The sequence below is a fragment of the uncultured Maricaulis sp. genome, from assembly GCF_905480005.1.
Lineage (GTDB): Bacteria > Pseudomonadota > Alphaproteobacteria > Caulobacterales > Maricaulaceae > Maricaulis.
Genome location: NZ_CAJQOO010000035.1, coordinates 1 through 17,366, shown reverse-complemented (window position 1 = coordinate 17,366; position 17,366 = coordinate 1). Strand labels below are relative to the sequence as shown.

13 protein-coding genes are annotated in these 17,366 nt (G+C 63.8%); 3 read left to right on the top strand and 10 right to left on the bottom strand.

The features are described 5' to 3' along the window. On the top strand, positions 1 to 307 hold a 307-nt coding region (locus tag QZ266_RS04485; protein WP_295691988.1), incomplete at its 5' end, for an ABC transporter C-terminal domain-containing protein. Positions 308 to 320: 13 nt separating this feature from the next. On the opposite strand, the gene QZ266_RS04480 is transcribed toward QZ266_RS04485, so the two are convergent. From QZ266_RS04480 to QZ266_RS04470, 3 genes are all read right to left on the bottom strand, one after another. After that, on the bottom strand, positions 321 to 1,220 hold the full coding sequence (locus QZ266_RS04480) for an MBL fold metallo-hydrolase (RefSeq protein ID WP_295691987.1): 900 nt from the start codon (positions 1,218 to 1,220) through the stop codon (positions 321 to 323). A 68-nt stretch (positions 1,221 to 1,288) separates the two neighbouring features. Further along, entirely contained in the window at positions 1,289 to 3,952 is a 2,664-nt protein-coding gene (locus tag QZ266_RS04475) for a M14 metallopeptidase family protein (protein ID WP_295691986.1), read from the bottom strand. Positions 3,953 to 4,025: 73 nt separating this feature from the next. Continuing rightward, positions 4,026 to 6,005, bottom strand: coding sequence for an alkyl sulfatase dimerization domain-containing protein (locus QZ266_RS04470; RefSeq protein WP_295691984.1), 1,980 nt, complete (start codon positions 6,003 to 6,005; stop codon positions 4,026 to 4,028). Between the two features lie 181 nt (positions 6,006 to 6,186). Here QZ266_RS04470 and QZ266_RS04465 point away from each other — a divergent pair, with 181 nt between their 5' ends. After that, the gene (locus QZ266_RS04465; protein WP_295691983.1) at positions 6,187 to 6,873 is read left to right on the top strand and encodes a Crp/Fnr family transcriptional regulator; all 687 of its coding nucleotides are present in this window, start codon (positions 6,187 to 6,189) and stop codon (positions 6,871 to 6,873) included. On the opposite strand, the gene QZ266_RS04460 is transcribed toward QZ266_RS04465, so the two are convergent. The 7 genes from QZ266_RS04460 to zwf form a co-directional block, all read right to left on the bottom strand. Continuing rightward, the gene (locus QZ266_RS04460; protein WP_295691982.1) at positions 6,847 to 8,682 is read right to left on the bottom strand and encodes an adenylate/guanylate cyclase domain-containing protein; all 1,836 of its coding nucleotides are present in this window, start codon (positions 8,680 to 8,682) and stop codon (positions 6,847 to 6,849) included. The two genes, QZ266_RS04465 and QZ266_RS04460, sit on opposite strands and share 27 nt — an antisense overlap. A gap of 47 nt (positions 8,683 to 8,729) precedes the next feature. Continuing rightward, on the bottom strand, positions 8,730 to 9,338 hold the full coding sequence (locus tag QZ266_RS04455) for a hypothetical protein (protein WP_295691981.1): 609 nt from the start codon (positions 9,336 to 9,338) through the stop codon (positions 8,730 to 8,732). A 56-nt stretch (positions 9,339 to 9,394) separates the two neighbouring features. Then, on the bottom strand, positions 9,395 to 11,440 hold the full coding sequence (locus tag QZ266_RS04450; RefSeq protein ID WP_295691979.1) for a toll/interleukin-1 receptor domain-containing protein: 2,046 nt from the start codon (positions 11,438 to 11,440) through the stop codon (positions 9,395 to 9,397). A gap of 357 nt (positions 11,441 to 11,797) precedes the next feature. Continuing rightward, positions 11,798 to 12,628, bottom strand: coding sequence for a DUF3108 domain-containing protein (locus QZ266_RS04445; RefSeq protein ID WP_295691978.1), 831 nt, complete (start codon positions 12,626 to 12,628; stop codon positions 11,798 to 11,800). A 63-nt stretch (positions 12,629 to 12,691) separates the two neighbouring features. Next, positions 12,692 to 14,548, bottom strand: a complete 1,857-nt coding sequence (gene edd, locus QZ266_RS04440; RefSeq protein WP_367178205.1) for a phosphogluconate dehydratase — start codon at positions 14,546 to 14,548, stop codon at positions 12,692 to 12,694. Between the two features lie 28 nt (positions 14,549 to 14,576). Beyond that, positions 14,577 to 15,305 carry a 6-phosphogluconolactonase gene (gene pgl / locus QZ266_RS04435; RefSeq protein ID WP_295691976.1) on the bottom strand — a complete coding sequence of 243 codons (729 nt, stop codon included), beginning with the start codon at positions 15,303 to 15,305 and terminating at the stop codon, positions 14,577 to 14,579. Next, positions 15,289 to 16,764, bottom strand: a complete 1,476-nt coding sequence (zwf, locus tag QZ266_RS04430) for a glucose-6-phosphate dehydrogenase (RefSeq protein WP_295691975.1) — start codon at positions 16,762 to 16,764, stop codon at positions 15,289 to 15,291. The genes pgl and zwf overlap by 17 nt, the downstream gene beginning before the upstream one ends. 203 nt (positions 16,765 to 16,967) lie before the next feature. On the opposite strand from zwf, the gene QZ266_RS04425 reads away from it, so the two are divergent. Continuing rightward, positions 16,968 to 17,366 (top strand): radical SAM protein (locus QZ266_RS04425; RefSeq protein ID WP_367178204.1); only part of this gene is annotated, 399 nt, incomplete at its 3' end.

The following is a 17,366-nucleotide window of genomic DNA, read 5'->3' as shown; positions in this document are numbered from 1 at the left end:
CAAGGCCTCCGGAGGCAAGGGCGGGTCAAAGGCGGCCGCACCCGCCGGCCAGGACAAGCCGGAACGCAAGCGCATGGCCAACAAGGACCGCTATGCGCTCAAACTCCTGCCCGGCGAGATCGACGCGCTGAGCGAGGAAATCGCGCGCCTGGAAACCGAAATGGCCGACCCGGCCCTGTTCGCCGACAGCGCCCGCTTCACCAGGGTTTCCGAACGCCTCGGCGCCGCCATGCAGGAAAAGGCCGACAAGGAAGACCGCTGGCTCGAACTGGAAACCCTCCGCGAGGAGATCGAGGGCGGGGACTAGGCGCGCGACCTCCCTACCTCCGAGGCGGATTACCCAGGACGAAGGCGATCCAGCGTTCTTCTGAGACAAAGCGCGGGCGTTCGTTGAGATTGGCGAAACGCGGCCCTAGGCCGGCTTCGACGATCTCGGCCTCGCTTAGACCCTGGGCCGCCATCTGGCGGATGACGGAAACCGAATTCCGAAGCGCGTTGGCCCAGTCCGCAAGGTCGTCGAGGCTGGCGGCACGCGGCTCGGCAGGACCAAAGGTCGAATGCCCGGGTACGACACGTGTTCCGGCCGGAAAGGCTTCGACCATCCAGTCGATATTGGCGAAATAGCCCGCCGGGTCACCGCCGCCATTGACGTCGATGATGGGATAGCGATCGAGGAAGAAATGGTCGCCCACGGCCAGCACGCCTGCGTCCGGGAAGTGGATCCAGAGATCACCGCCCGTATGTGCGGCGGTGTTCGGGAAACTGCCGATCCGGACCGCGCCATCTCCGAGCGTGATCTCGCCGTCCACCGCGAGGCGCGTCATCCCCGGCTGGGCGGGGAGACCGTCGAATTGATACTCGGTCGCGATCTGAACGAGCGGACGTGGCAGGGCCGGGGCCGCTCCCATATGGTCCCGGTGGGCGTGCGTGGTCACGGCATAGAGCCTGCGCTCGCCCAGTTCGCCGGCGACCGTCTCGGCGAGCAGATCGGCCGTATGTTCCAGTCCCGGATCGACAACCAGCACGAAATCCTCGCCCCGATAGAGCAGGGTCGACGGATTCCCGACCGGCGTATTAGCCCGCAGGAATTCAAGATCGTCCGTCAGGGCCAGGGGCGAGAAGTCCGGCGTGTCCTGGGCGAAAGCACAAACCGGGGAAAGAAGCGTGGCCGCCATCAGCGCCACTGCGAGGCCAGGGGACCCGGCACGCCGTGTCATCATTGCAAACTCCGTCACCGGCCGCGGCGCCTGCGCACCGCAACCTGATTGATACCGTTTGCCCGAAAGTCTCAGCGCAGGGCGCGAGAGTGTGCCGGCCCGAGAAGTACCGCATTCAGGAGCAGGAGGTCCAGGCCTTCCAGATAAGCGCGTGTCGTGGGTGATTGCGTGATGGCCACAACATGGCCTGCCCCTTGGCGGGTCGACAGGACGAAGGGCTTCAGGGCCAGCTGATCGGCATACTCCTCCCAGAGATAACCGCCGGCGAGCAGTTCATCACGAGCGGCAAAGCGCAGCGCCGTCGTGGCATCGCCGAGCGAGACCGGGGCGTAGATGTCCGACCCCATGACCAGCGCCGCGGCACCGTCCGTATATCCGGCCGACATCCAGGCATTCTCATTGGCCTCGACATGGACCAGGGCCCCCGGTGAGGATTCCGGGAGGGCACCGGCTTCGGCTTCAAGCACCTGCAACTCGCCCTCATTGGCCAAGACCGTCCCATCGACGATTTCACCGGATCCGGCGGACGCGTCGCGCGGCGCATCGGCCGCCCGCTCACGCTGGGCCGGGATCAGCCCGGTATCGGAATCGGCGAGCCAGCGCGTGGCGTCGCCAAGGCCGACCAGGATACCGCCACCGCGCACATAGGTTCGAATGGCGGCCGTTCCGGAATTGCCCAGGGCGCCGGACAGACCCGTCCAACCCTGCTCGGGAATGATCAGCACATCATAATTGTCCAACTGGGCACGGCTCACCGAGCCCACCCGGATCACCGAAACCGGAATGTCGTAACGACGCTCGAGAACATAGCGGGTCGCACCGGCGGAGGTCGGATCCGTGCCTTCATCCCACAGCATGGCCACGCTGGGTGCACGCATTGTCAGGAAATTGCCGCTGCCCGGATTCGGGCCTTCATCGACCCAGCTCGACTCCATGCCTTCAAAGCGCGCGCCGCTCTCGGCCGCGAGCCTGTTGATCAGGGCATCCAGATCATCCGGTGCGCCATGGCGCGGAATCACGACCGAACCGCGCGGGAAACGACGGTCGCCGATCCGGAAGTCCAGATCACTGGTACGCATGGTCACGCCTTCGCGCCCCAGCGCTGCCACCAGCCGGGCCTGGCCGGCATCGGTCCATGGGATGACATAGCCCCAGGCAGCATTGTGATCCGTCGTGACCCGCTCAATCGGGGCTTCCGGTGCAACGGCCTCGGTAGCGATGGACGGCGTGCGGCGGCAGGATGTGGCGTCGACATTGCTCATCAGCGGCAACGACCAGGCGGTCACATCATAGAGTTCATGCCCAAGCCCGTCTGCCCGGCGAGCTTCCTGCTCCTGCATGAAATCAGCGGGCAGGTCCGTGGTTGGCTCCAGCAGGGTCCGGGCCAGTCGGCCGGCCGGCTGGTCAAAGCGGACCAGGAATCCACCTTCGTCAAAACGGGCTCCGCAGGCGGATGTACCCGGCGCGACACGGCCAACCTCAATGCCCTGGGCCGCAAGATTGCGCGCCATGCGTTCGGCGCTCCACCGATTGCCGCTCAAGGAGAGCATCATGGCCTGCGGGTCCCTCGAACTGGTCGCTGCACTGTCGCGGAAGGCGACGAAATCCGACAGGAAGCGCTCCCGGTTCTCGGCCACGACCTGGGCCGTCGACACGCTGGCCACGAAGTGGTGATCAACCCCGTCACCATAGGTCAGCATGGAGCCGTCGCGGCGGCGCCATTCCAGTCCGCGAGCAGAGCCCTGCTCATAGGTCATGGCGACCGCGCCCTGCAGGGTCGGCCACATATCGCCATAACCGGGATAGAAGGCATCATAGACTTCACGGGTGAAGAAGGCATAGCCAAGACGATCAAACCAGTCGCCATGATTGCGCCCGATCAGATCCTGGGCATCGCGCTGCGACTGCACGATCTCCGGATTGAAAGGCTCGGCGGAAGGAGCGAAGAAATAGGTGCTGTCACCGCTCATCTCGTGCGCATCGACAACCACCACCGGCCTCCAGTCGAGAATGGCCTGGGTGCGTCCGCGGGTTTCCGGCTGCGTGCGGGCAAACCAGTCGCGATTGAGATCAAACAGATAATGGTTGTAGCGCCCACCCGGCCACGGCTCGTCATGCTCGGCTGTATATCGGTCGGCACTGGCCTCCAGACCGCGCGCAGACCGGAAGGTCTGGAGGAAACGATTGCGACCGTCCGGGTTCTGGGTCGGATCGACGACGATGATCGTGTTCTCGAAAATCGTCTCGACGATTGGGTCATTCTGCGCCGCCAGCAGGTGATAGGCGGTGCGCAGACCGGCATCGGTCGAAGAAATTTCATTGCCATGCACGCCATATGACAACCAGACCACCGCAGGCAGGTCGGCTATCAGCGCGTCCCGGCTGACTGCATCAAGACCACGCGGGTCGGCGAGACTGGCCAGACCCGACTGGATCTCGTCAATACGGGCCAGCGTGTCCGGGCTGGCGATCACAGCATAGGCAAGCGGGCGACCTTCCCAGCTGCGGGCGTATTCAACGACCTCGACCCGGTCCGGTGCAGCAGCCTCAAGCGTGTAGAGATAGTCGATCGCGTCCTCGGGCGGGGTGATTTCCTCGCCAAAATCATAGCCGAATGTGGCGCGGAAATCCGGGATCGCCGGATCATAGCGGGTGTCAAAGGGCGTCGCCTGCGCCAAGGCGCCTCCGGAAGCGGTGATGAAGGCAAGGCTGGCAGCAAGAATGGCGCGGTACATGGAACCCCCCGGGACGATTGATGCGGCAGTTAATCAGGTTTTGAGGCACTCGCAAAAGCCCTCACCCAGCAAATCAGGGCGTGACGATCGCAAATCCCGCATCGGGCTGTTCCAGCATGGCAAAAAAGCCCAGCAAGGCGAGCCGATCGCCCGTGACAGCGAAGTCCTCCGACCCGATCATCTCCATCAGCCCGGCCTCCTGCTGCAGCAAGCGAAGCCAGAAGTCCCGGGTCAGCGTGACGCTCGCATCGGCCCCGTCGACCGGAGGGGCGTCATGATGGTGCATCACGCCGTTCGACAGGCGGATCACATAATGCTCATCGACATCGGTGAAGGCGAAATTGAACACCCGGTCCTGACGCGCCGCGGCCTCGCCGTCGAGCCGGGTCGCCATGGCCGCGAAGAACATGTCGAGCGGAATGGATTGCAGGATGGCCGAACCCGCGGCTGTTGCGTCCAGCGCCTCGACGCTATGACGCAATTCATAGGCGCCGGTCAGATAGACATCCCGCCAGGGCGCGCTTTCGGCGCGATACCCCAATTGCTCATAGGCCCGCGCCAGGAGTGAGCGTGCCGGCTGCGAACCCGGGTCCGCGAAGACTGCATGCTGGCCCAGCTCGGCAGCCCAGCGAAACTCGCCCGACGCCAGGGCCTCATCGCCCAGTGCGAGCACAGCGTCCAAGCCGCCCATGGCCTCGATATAACGTTCAGCGGCCTCGCCTCGCGGCACGGGGTCGAGATGGGCCGGGACGCCGTCATACCAGCCGAAATAGCGCTGATAGACCGCGCGGGAATTGTGTTTGAGCGTGCCGTAATAGCCTTGCACAGCGAAAACCGGCTGCAGGCTGGCAGGCAAGGTGAGGGATTCGGCGATCTCGTCCGGGCGCATGCCCTGTGCCGCGAGACGCAGGGTCTGGTCGTGGATATATTTATAGACATCGCGTTGAGCAGTCAGGAAATCGGCACTCTCGGCAGCGCCCCAGACCGGCCAGTGATGGCTGTTGAAGATCACCTCGGTGCGCGGGGCGAAGCGGGTGAGTGCCTCGTCGATCGCTGCCGACCAGGCGAGAGCATCCCGCACCTGGGCGCCGCGCAATGTGTAGAGATTGTGCATGGTTCGCGACACCAGCTCGGCGCCGCACCAGGCTTGAAGGTCCGGAAAATAGACGGTCAGCTCGGCCGGTGCTTCGGTCTCCGGCGCATACTGGAACTCCATGCGCACACCATCGATCTCCAGCGTCTGTCCGGTCTGATCAATAATGTGGGTGGGGGCCGCAATTGTGTGGGTCCCGAGTGCCGGGTGCTTGCCAAGTCCCGAGCCGACATGGCCGCGCTCGGACCGGGGCAGCCGCGTGCCATACATGTAGCCGGCCCGCCGACCCATCACGATGCCGGCCATGACATTCTCGCTGACAGACGCCTCGAGGAAACCGGCCGGCGCGATGACAGGCGTGTCCGGTCCGACAACGGCGCCTGCGCCGCCAAAATGGTCGATATGGGAGTGGGTGAGAATGACGGCGCTCACAGGCCGCTCGCCGAGTTCGCGATTGACCAGGTCCAGCGCCGCCTGCGCCGTCTCGACCGATGTCAGCGGATCGATGATGATCCATCCGGTCCGGCCTTCAATGATCGACATATTGGCCAGGTCATAGCCGCGGACCTGATGAATACCCGGGGCGACCTCGAACAGGCCATGTGCCTGATTCAGAGCCGCCTGCCGCCACAAGCCGGGATGCACGCTGTCCGTCGGTGTGGCGTCCAGAAAGGCATAATCGGCGGGGCGCCAGATAATCTCACCATCGGGATTGCGGATTTCCAAATCCTCGTCGCGACCGACAAAACCGCGGCGGGCCAACGTCTCGTCTTCTGAAGGGTAGGCGGACAGGCGCGCGGATGTCTCGGCATGCTCGCGCGCCACATCCGTCGACGCCGGATGAAAGCCGGCTGCATCCGGCCCGTCCGGTCCGCTGCGCGCCACCGGTGCCGGGTCGCCACCACCACAGCCCGCCAGAACACAACACAGCCCCGCCAGAATGAGTGTTGCCTTGCGCATGCCAGCCTCCCGAGAAAACACTGTTCACTCGACCCTAACGACCTTGCACCGGAATGGCGATGAAAAACCGGTCGAGCGACAGGTCAACCGATAGAATTCGCTGGCGTTTTTTACGAAGCTGACTAGGCTTGCCCCGATATTTCGCCGTGCATTCGCGGCCTCTGGCCCGGCGGGAGGCCTCATGCAGCTCGACACGTCCTGGAATGCCGCCCTGCACGATCTGGGTATTGACGGCGTAACAGCTCGCCGGGAGATGGTGGAGCGCGCGGAGCATAGCCACGTCGCGGCGGGCACGGTCATCATCGCTCAGGACGAGGCCGATGATCGCGTATTCCTTCTGCTCGGCGGGCGCGCCCGCGTCGTGCTACTCTCGGAGAATGGACAGGAAATCTGGCTCGATGCCTTCGAGGCGGGGGCCGTGTTCGGTGAGCTCGCCGCCCTGACCGGAGCCCCGCGAACGTCGGGCATCATTGCCGAAACCGACTGTGATCTCGCGATCTATCACGGCAAGACCTTCTTCGACTTGATGCACCGGCATGGCGAGATCGGCATCGCCCTCTCACGCATCCTGGCGAAGCGAGTTCAGCACACGACCCAGCGCATGTTCGAACTCTCCGCCCTCTCGGCGCCGGGCCGCATCTATGCCGAGCTGCTGCGCATGTCCCGGCCCGTTGGCTCGGATGGCACGGCGCGGGTGATCGAACCGGCCCCGTCGATGAAAGAGCTGGCCTTGCGCGTGAACTCGACCCGGGAAACCGCCTCGCGCACCATCAATGATCTTCAGCGCAAAGGGCTTCTGGAAAAGTTGAAAGACCGGATCGAACTGGTCGATCCCGATCAGCTAGACCGGCTTCGCGGGTCGAGCTGACCGGGCCCGCCGCAACCGGGCGGCGGCCTTTACCGGCAAAGCCCGCAGAGCATAGAGCCTGTGCTCGGGCATGTGGGCGTCAATCCTGATTTGCCCGACATACTCACTGCGAAAATCGGATGACGACATGGTCAGCGCCGCCGCAAAGGCTTCACTGACGAAGATCGAGCCCGGCACGGTGGCCGCCTCGATGCGAGCGGCAACAGCTACCTGGCCGCCAAAGAGTGAGGGGCGTTTCTGCAACGGGTCCTCGCCCTCATGAACCGGCCCGAAATGGCCGGCTATGCGCAGCCCCAGCGAGGTTGGCAGGTCCTCGGCGCGCATGTCGATCCCGGCAAAGGCCAACCGAAGGGATTCCGCCGCGCGCGCGGCCTGCTCCACGGTCGTGAAGGCCAGGAACATGCCATCCCCCCAGCTGTCGGCATGAAGGGGCGGCTCGGCGAGATCATCGCAGCATGCCGCCAGCGATTTGAGCACCGACCGGACGAAATGCGGGACGCGATCGTCCGGAACCGCTGACGAGCCAGCGATGTCCAGAAAGAGCATGGCCCGCATGGCCGGCCGGAAGCCGGGCTCCAGACCAGAGTCCTGGGTCTTCGCTGCCATCGCCTGACGCTGCCCGGGATAGGCCAGACGCACCTGGTCCAGGCCACAATCGGACCAGACCGCGCCATCATGCAGCGTCCCGCAACCGGCGTGGGGGTCCTCGGGGTCGGCCTCCTCCGCGATCAGAATCTGCAGCGGTCGCGTCGCCAGAACCTGCGCTCGCATACGCGACATGCCCATGGCGACGAGACTCGCGTAATTGATGGTCTCCGGTGACAGGATGCGGCGATCGCTGGTCAGCTCGGTGATCTTCTCGGCCCGTTCCAGGCAGGCATCGAAGCGGGCCCGCCAGGCGTCACCGAAGGGACGTACGGACGCGTCGACGAAAACCGATACCGGCACGGGCAGGACGAGATTGAGTTCGCAGCCGCGGGCCAGGGCGGATTCGGCGATGATAATGTCCGATCCGGCGGCCAGGGCGCCATAGACGGCCCCGACATTGTGACGCGCCAGGGTCATGTCGACGAGATCACGCAGGCGAGTCTCCGACGAGATCGCCAACTGCCGCTCGCCCTCACCCAGTCCGAAGATATGGCCGGCGAAATGCGCCGGCCGTGGCGGTTCCAATGCCTGCAGCCAGTCAGCGTCGAGCCCGAGAACAGACACAAGCAGACGGAGTTGGCGCAAGGTCGTGGCATGGGCCAGATGGTTTTCGGGGTCCTGGCGGAACGCCTCTTTGAGCGTGGAACGGGCCGCCGACAGATCCCCGAGCAGCAAATAGGCCTCGGCCTGGGAGGCATGCCGATAATACGCCTCTTCTGGCGTGGCGGGCGTATTTACGAAACTGCCATAGAGAACCTCGCGCGCGAAATTCTCCGCCTGGGCCGGCTCGCCCGCCAGCATAAACATGCTGGCCGCGTTGATCGCCGGGTAATGACCACCCGTCCTGGCATGGACATCCGCATATTTGCGGGCGCTCTCGACAGCCTGGCGGGCAAAGTCCCGACCATGGGCCTCAAGGGCGAGCGCCTTGAGCAGGCGGGCTCCGACCGCCAGGCAATCCTCGTCATGACGAATCTCGGCCAGGCGGTATTCATGATAGGCGGCGAAAGCGCGTTCCAGAGCGCCGGACCGTATCAGGCACAGAACCGCCCGATGCTTCAGCCAGAAATCGTCAGGCCGGTCCTGGAGACCGGCCTGACACAGGTCATAAGCCCGGGCGAGATCACCCGAATTGAACCGATTGATGATCTGCTCACGCACAGCCGGTCTCCGCTCGCATGCGGCGGCGCAGCGCGTTCAGCGACCGATCAGGGCGGGGTGAGTTCAAGGGCCGGATCGATAATGATCCCCGTTGCCTGATCACCGGCATCCTGTGATGACTTGATGAAGAGCGCGAACTCATAGGTCTCAGGCTCCTCGACAGGCTTGGTTTGAAGCTGGAAGCTGTATGGCTTGCAGTTTTCCCCGTTCAGCGTCAGCCAGTCCAGCCCGCAAAACGAACCAGACGGATCCTTCCCCTTGAACTTGATGCGGGCGGGCTCGAAACCCCAGCCGGGTACATGAACATGAAATATCATGCGCGTGCGCCCGTGCGCCGCCTGATCAAACGGACATGGCATTTCGCCGGAGCAAGGCGTCCACATTCCCGCCAGCGCAGCGGAAACAGCGGTCCGCAAAGTCGACGCATCGGCAGTCGAGAAGTCATTCACCGTTTCGGCGAAGATAACGAAGATTTGCGAAATCTCCGCATCATCAAACATTTCCCGGCCGACATCACTGCCATGCATGACCACGAATCCATTCGTGGCCTGGGCAATGAGGCTGAGCTGGGTCTGCGTCGGAGTCAGACCGCACACGCCCTCCAACTCTTGCTGGACTATTGCCCCGTCAAAAGCGTCCCTGTCGATCACTGCCATATGGATATCCCCCTCTGGCGTTTGCCGCATCCGGCCCGCGCGCAGGGCCGGTCATCCTATTCTGCGCGAATGAGCGCGCGATCGACCGACTCACGAGCATAGGCAAGCTCGGCGGCGGAATCGGTGCGAATACGTTCACGGATTGGCTCGAGACGGCGAACGATATCCTCGCGAATACGGTGCGCGTCATCCGTCTGCCCCTGCGCCTCCAGGGAATCTGCCAGCGTGTTGGCACCCGCGGCGTAGTAATAGGGTGCGCGCTCCAGCGCGCCGTCCCAGTCATCGACCTGACCGAGGGTCGCCAACATGTGTTCGACGGAGGTTTGCGCGGCTTCGAAATCGCCCCGCGCGGCAAATATCCGCCCCTCGATGAGGCTGGCATGCAAGCGGCTGACGGCAAAACGCGCGCCCTCCGCGCCACCCCAGGCGGGGTGCGCCATGAAGCCCGTTGCCGCAACATAGGCATCGCGCGCGCCGGTCACATCGCCGCTATAGAGCTCCGCCTGCGCCTGCCAGAGGCGCTGCCTGACAGCGATCAACCGCCATTCCAGATTATCCGGTTCATGCGCGACCAGCGCCGACGCCTCGAGTGCGGCAGATTCGAGAATGGCCAGGGCCATGTCGAGATCGTCTTCGGTGGTGGTTTCGCTCGGCGTGATCAACAGGCGCGCCAGGGCATATTCCGCGGCGATCACATTGCGCCGGAGCCGCCAGTCATCCGTGGAGTCGATCCGCCCGCTTTCATAGAGCTCCAACTGCTCATGCAGAACGGCAATCGACGCATCACGACCATCGGTGATTTCCGATATGGACGCCACCCAGGCAAGACCCTGAGCCAGCTCCGTCCAGGCCGCATGCGCGTCGGGGCGACCGGCGGCGAGAACGCGGAATTGCCTGACTGCGGAGCGCGCCTCGATCAATGCGTCCGCCCACCGACGCTGGCCGACATAAAGCGATCCGATATTCGAATGGGCATAAGCGACCTCGGTCTGCCATTCGAGATTGTCCGGGTCGGCATCGACAAGTTGATAGGCGAGATCCCGGTATTCAACGAAGCGGCGCTCGGCGCCATCCAGGTCACCCCTGCGCCAGGCGAAATATCCGACCCAGTAGGTACTCTGGGCATGCTCATAGATTCGCTCGGGCATGCTCGGCTCGACCGCAAGGATGCGACTGGTGGATTCATAAGCGATGCGGAAGTGCTGGTAGGCATTGTCCAGATCGCCCTGGGCGCTGTCGATCTCACCAAGAAGGTGGAAGGCTCGCGCGCGGCGGCCAAGTTCGTCCGAAGTCATGGTGGCAGCACCCTGGTTGTCGTAATACTCGATCACTTTGGCCCCCACGGCATCGAGCGCATCAAGCCGCCCGACCGGTTCCAGATTATCTCTAAGATCATTTAGCATGAACTCAATAAGGTCCTCGGCCTCGGCCTTGCGCCTCTCCGCCTCGGAACGAGCCGAGAGAGCCAGCAGCGTCAATGCGACCATGATAGCGGAAAGCAAGACGGACGCGCCTGTGATGGCGGTCACGCGCCTTTGCCGACGCTGGAGGTCGCGCTGGATCAGCTGGTCCAGACTGACACCGATAAGACCTGCGACAAGCTTCAACAGCGCCATGCGCCGCCCGTCGGCTTCGCGCCGCATGTCCGCAGCGACGGGCTCGCTGGCGACGCCATCAGCGCCCGGCTCCAGCAGGGCCGCCGGGAAGCAGGCGAGTTGAGGCTCAGCCTCGGGGTCCGCGTCCGGATCACCCGCGAGAACGGCCGCGAGAATCGTGCCGCCCGGATTGAGCTGACGGTAAGCGCGAATTTCTTCATTCACCCAGCGCGACGCCACCGCATCGGGTGAGCAGACCACGATCAGCGTGCCGGAATTGGCCAGGGCATCACGAACCGAGGCCGTGAGATCACCGGTCGCAGCGAGATCCTCGCGATCGCGAAAAATGGGCGTCAGACGTCGTGGCACCGACCCGACCGCCGTCTCGCGCCCGACCAGGCGCGAAGGGACGCGATAGGTCTCGAGCTGCCGGTGCAAGGCGCGCGCAAACGCCTGATCTCGATGGCTATAACTGATAAACGCCCGGTAGCGCGTGCCCACACTCATCATCTGTTCCCAAATCGCGGACGGCCATCATTATTGCTTCGCTCGTGTCGTGCAACCGGGAGGAGTGGCCGAAGGACATGGCAAACTCAACTTTCAACACGTTTTCCTTGTCAAACGCGCTGATGCCTAGCGCCCATCGCGAATTGATCAGGCGATCAGGTGACGGCAGGGCGGCCCAATGGCGGCGGGGCGCAAGGCGAAGTTGGGGCTTCGCATGGGCAAGGACTTGCACCCCGCCCCTCCCGGAACAGCAGGCTGAACCCGGGAGTTTGGGGCCGCTCGTTGAGCGGTCCGGTGAGCCTACCGGCGAGCGGCCTTGCAACATGTGATCACGATCACGCTATCGAGCTTTTTGAGCTAACCGCCTGCCACCGGTTCGACACTGAGACCGGTCAGCTCGATCGTCACACCACCAAAGCCCGCCCGGGTGTGCAGACGCACTGGCAGATAAGCCGAGTCGCCGGCAATCGGCGCCAGCCACAGGACCAGCGGATGGCGCAATTCGGACGCGCTTGGATAGTCCTCCGGATCATAGCCGGAAATCGGTTCATACCAGGCGTGGCAGAGGAGCGCGTCGCCACGCCAGGCGCGCGTCCGGACCCGGTCAGTTCCAACGGTTTCCAGACGAAGATCATAGCGCGCCTTGCCATCGAAAACGGCGAGACGACCCTGGCAACCCTCTCCACCCTCCAGGCGGCGCGACAACTCGAAGAATGCTGTCATCGGGTCAATCACATCGGTCCGGTCGCTATCGCTGGCCGGTGGCACGCCCCAGGAGCCGAAAGGCGGCTCCGCCTCGGAGCGAGCCACAATATCCGAGAACTCGATCCGTACAGACCGGACTTTCGATCCGGTCCGCTCCACGTGTTCATAGATCTGCGGCTCTCGGGCCCCATTGCCTCCCTGTCCGGAGACTTCGGCGCGAATATCGAAATCCGTGAAGAGCGCCGCGAGCCCGGCCGCCTCGATATAGCTCTCGGCGGCGTATCCGGCCTCGCCGAACCGCGCATCCAGCGTTATCTCCCCGACCTTGAAGAAGAGCACGGACGACGCATAACGGGCCGAAACCCGCACGGCGTCCTCGGCGATCTCCGGCGCGGGGACGGCCTCATCACTCCCCGCCGCCCCAGTCGCCATGACAAGACCCAGGCCCGTCGCGACAACAAGCCAGACACTACGCGTCGACATGGCATTCCCCGACACCGGCCAAGCGACCAATTTCGCCTGGGCCTGCGGCAGGATGATGGCAGGTCAGGCCGGAATCAATGCATCATCGCGCTGCGAGGCGACGGCGAGGTCGGGAATTGCAAGCGCGCCTTCCTCGGCGGGGCCAGCGAGTTGGCGAAAGCCCGAGAAGAGCTCACGCCCCATACCGATCTGCACTGCGGAGGGCGCGGTCGCCAGTGCGCGCGCATCAAACCCGTCCGCCTCGATCCCAAGTGTCCCGGCAACCGCATCAAGCCGGACGACATCGCCGTCGCGAACCCGCGCCAGCGGGCCACCCAATGCCGCCTCCGGGCTGACATGAATCGCCGCCGGCACCTTGCCGGATGCGCCCGACATGCGGCCGTCAGTGACCAGTGCCACCTTGAAGCCCCTGTCCTGCAAAGACCCCAGGGCCGGGGTCAGCTTGTGCAGCTCCGGCATGCCATTGGCGCGCGGTCCCTGGAAGCGCAGAACCGCAATGAAGTCCCGATCCAGATCGCCTGCCTTGAAGCGATTGAGGAAGCTTTCCTGACTCTCAAAGACAAGGGCGGGGGCCTCGACGATGCGATGTTCCGGCTTCACGGCCGAGACCTTGATCACCGCGCGGCCCAGTGGCCCATCGAGCAGTTTGAGGCCACCGTCGGCGGAAAAGGGCTCGGACACGGGCCGCACAATCTCGAGGTCGCCGGACTCAGTCGCGGCAGGTTGCCATTGCAGCCCGTCTCCATCGGGGAGAGCGTCGCTGGCATAGGCCCGCAGCCCGTCGCCCATCACGGTCTTCACATCCTCATGCAACAGGCCGGAATCGAGCAATTCACGGATCACATAACCAAGACCGCCGGCGGCATGGAAATGGTTCACATCGGCCGGACCATTCGGGTAAACGCGGCAAAGCAGCGGGGTGATGTCGGCCAAGGCATCGAAATCGGTCCAGTCGACCAGGATGCCGGCCGCCCGCGCAATCGCGATCAGGTGGATGGTGTGATTGGTCGAGCCGCCCGTCGCGTGCAGACCGACAATCGCATTGACGATGGCCTTCTCGTCGACGATTTCGCCCATCGGGGCGTAAGCGTCCTTGTCAGCCGTTATTGCAGCGGCACGCTGGGCCGCAGCGCGCGTGAAGGCCTCGCGCATCGGGTCAGCGGGATTGACGAAAGCGGCGCCGGGAATGTGCAGCCCCATGATTTCCATCAACATCTGATTGGAATTGGCCGTTCCGTAGAAGGTACAGGTGCCCGGCGAGTGGTAGGACTTGCTTTCAGCCTCCAGCAAGGCGTCACGCCCCACCTTGCCCTCGGCAAAGAGCTGGCGGATCCTTGCCTTCTCCGGATTGGGCAGACCCGACCGCATGGGGCCGGCCGGCACGAAGATCACCGGCAGATGGCCGAAACGCAGGGCGCCGATCATCAGTCCCGGCACGATCTTGTCGCACACGCCGAGGCAGAGGGCGGCATCAAACATGTTGTGGGACAGCGCGACGGCGGTCGACATGGCGATCACGTCGCGGCTGAACAGGGAGAGCTCCATGCCCGGCTGACCCTGGGTGACACCGTCACACATGGCCGGCACGCCACCGGCGATCTGGCCGACCGCGCCGACCTGGTTCAGCGCCTTCTTGATGATATCCGGATAGGGTCCGAAGGGCTGGTGGGCGGAGAGCATGTCATTATAGGCGGTGACGATGCCGACATTGGCCCAGCCGCCATCTTTCAGAGCCCGCTTGTCGGCGCCGCCACAGGCTGCGAAGCCGTGCGCGAGATTCCCGCAGGACAAGGTCGACCGATTGCGGCCGTTTTCGCGGGCAGCGGCAATCTGGGCGAGATACGCCGACCGGGTCGGTGCACTGCGCTCGCGAATGCGGTCGGTGACGGCGCGAAGGGTCGCGTTGATGGTCTGGGTCATCATCAGTCTTCCGTTCAGGCGAACGCGCTCAGCGCGTCCAGTGAATTTCGGGTCGGTCGTCCGGCGAGCGCAGGAGCGCGCGGATCGGCATGTCGGCGACTGACCCCGCCTCGAGCGCCGCGTCGAGGGCGCGCTTCTTGCCGTCGCCAGCGATCAGGAGGAGGCTCAGCCCGGCACCGGCCAGAGCCGATCGGGTCAGCGTGATGCGATCCGTATGGACCCCCGTCACGGTCGTTTGCTTGGCCCGAATGGCCGCGATCGGCGAACCGGTTTCGGCAAGGGCTTCATCCAGTCCATCGGCCCGCGGGAACCAGGATGCCGTGTGGCCATCCTCACCCATGCCCAGGATCAGGACGTCCGGTGGAAATTTCAGTCCGGCAAGGCGAGCTTGCAGATCCGGAAGTCCGTCCAGCGGTGTCTCGCCAGGCGCCTTCAACCCGACCAGACGCGCTTGCGCGGCCGGGCCGGTCATCAAGGTGGACTGAAGGAATGTCTCGTTGGAACCGGCCTCGCCCAGCTCCACCCAGCGCTCATCGACGAGGATCACGGTCACCTTCGACCAGTCGATCGCCACGCCGGACAGCCGACGATAGAGACCCTCGGGTGTCGAGCCGCCGGAGACAGCAAGAACCGCCTCTCCACGGTCAGCAATCGCCGCGGCAAGCCGATCCGCGACCGGCTGGGCCAGCGCCTCTGCCATGGCAGCCTTGTCGGCATGTTCGGTGAGGTCGAGGCTCGGCTTATCGGTCAAGGCCATCGAACCATTCCCTTTCCTCGCGAGCCAGCAGCAGCGCGGACTGGGTCGGGCCATCAGTCCCGGCCTGGTAGCCATACAGCTTGGACTGGCTGTCCTCCCAGGACTGGATGATGCCGTCGACCCAACGCCAGGCCGCCTCGACCTCGTCGCGGCGCATGAAGAGGCTGAGATTGCCGCGTACGACCGCCATCAGGAGACGCTCATAGGCGTCCGGATAATCCTGCTCGAAATGCTCGGCATAGGCCAGATTGAGCGGGACATAGCGCAGGCGCAGGCCACCCGGACCCGGGTCCTTGGTCATCAGCATCAGCCTCACGCCCTCATCGGGCTGCAGGCGGATGACCAGCCGGTTGGGATGCATGGCACCTTCGGCCGCGCCGACGACGTCATGCGGAATGGGTTTGAACTGGACAATGATTTCAGATCGCCGCGACGCCATCCGTTTTCCGGTGCGCAAATAGAAGGGTACGCCGGCCCAGCGCCAGTTATCGACATGCGCGCGCATGCCGACGAAAGTCTCGGTCTGCGTGGCCTGACCCACTTCCTCGGCATAGCCAGGAACGCTCTCTCCCTCGACAGCGCCAGCCTGATACTGACCGCGAACCACGTCCTGATTGACGTTCGCCGCGGTTACCGGCCGGAGAGCCTTGAGCACTTTGAGCTTTTCCGTCCGCACGGCATCCGGATCGAGCGAGGCTGGGGGCTCCATCGCCACGAGACAGGCGAGTTGAAGGAGGTGGTTCTGGACCATGTCCCGCAAAGCACCGGAGCGATCATAATAGCTCGCCCGTTTGCCTGCGCCGAGCGATTCCGCGACCGTGATCTGGACATGATCGATCCCGTTCGCATTCCAGATCGGTTCGAACAGATAATTGGCGAAGCGCAGGATGAGCAGATTCTGGACGGTCTCCTTGCCCAGATAGTGATCGATCCGGAAGATATTGTTTTCCTTGAAGACCTCACCGACCTTGTCATTGATCGCGCGGGCGGTGTGGTAGTTTGACCCGATCGGCTTTTCCAGAACGATGCGCGCATTCGGCGTGTTCAGCTTGTGGGCCGCCAGTCCGGCGCAGATCGACCCGTAGATCGAGGGCGGCAAGGCCAGATAATAGAGGCGGATCTTGTTCTCATCCGGATCGAGCGCCGCGGCCAGGTTTTCCCAGCCCGCCGTCTCACTGGTCGCATCGACTGATACATAGGTCAGGCGGGCGGAGAACTTGCCCCAGGACGCCCGGCGCTCGGCCGATGTCTTTGCGGTGATCACATGGGTCGCTGCCATCTCCTGGAAGGCAGCTGATTCCATGGAGTCGCGCGACGCACAGATGATGCGGCTGTCATCGGTGATCTGCCCGTCGCACCAGCGATGGAAGAGCGCCGGGATCAATTTGCGCAAGGCCAGATCCCCAGTGGCACCGAAAACAACAATATCAAAGGGTTCGACGGGAACGAGTTCGGCCATATCCGGCTTCCTGCTTGACGCGCCATATCGTGGGAGCGTCGCGTTCTACAATGATGTTACCCCTAACATGAGGCAGGCGAACGGTCGACCTCGATCTCCATATTATCGCCTGTAAGGGCGATGTTCGCATGCGCGCTTTGGGCGCATCCAACAAAAGATCGCGGATGGATAATCTCCCAGCAAATTTGTGGAGATTGACGACAATGATCGAGAACGCCCCGCGCTTCCTGGTCCAGTATGCGCTGGAAACGGTGCCGCGCTATACGTCTTATCCGCCCGCGACCGGCTTTCATGACGGTGTGGGCTTGCAGACCTGGTCCGACTGGATGCGCCGACAACCGGCAGGCTCGAACCTGTCGCTCTACATCCACATCCCGTTCTGCAAATCCATGTGCTGGTATTGCGGCTGTCATACGACCATCCCCAATCGTCACGACCGTATTGCCCGTTATCTCGACGCACTCGATGCCGATATTCGGCGTCGGGCCGGGTATGCACCGGTCGGCAGCCGCGTCACTTGCATCCACTTCGGCGGCGGCTCGCCGGACATGCTGGAACCGGCTGAGTTCGCGCACATCATGACCCGCTTGCGCGAGCAATTC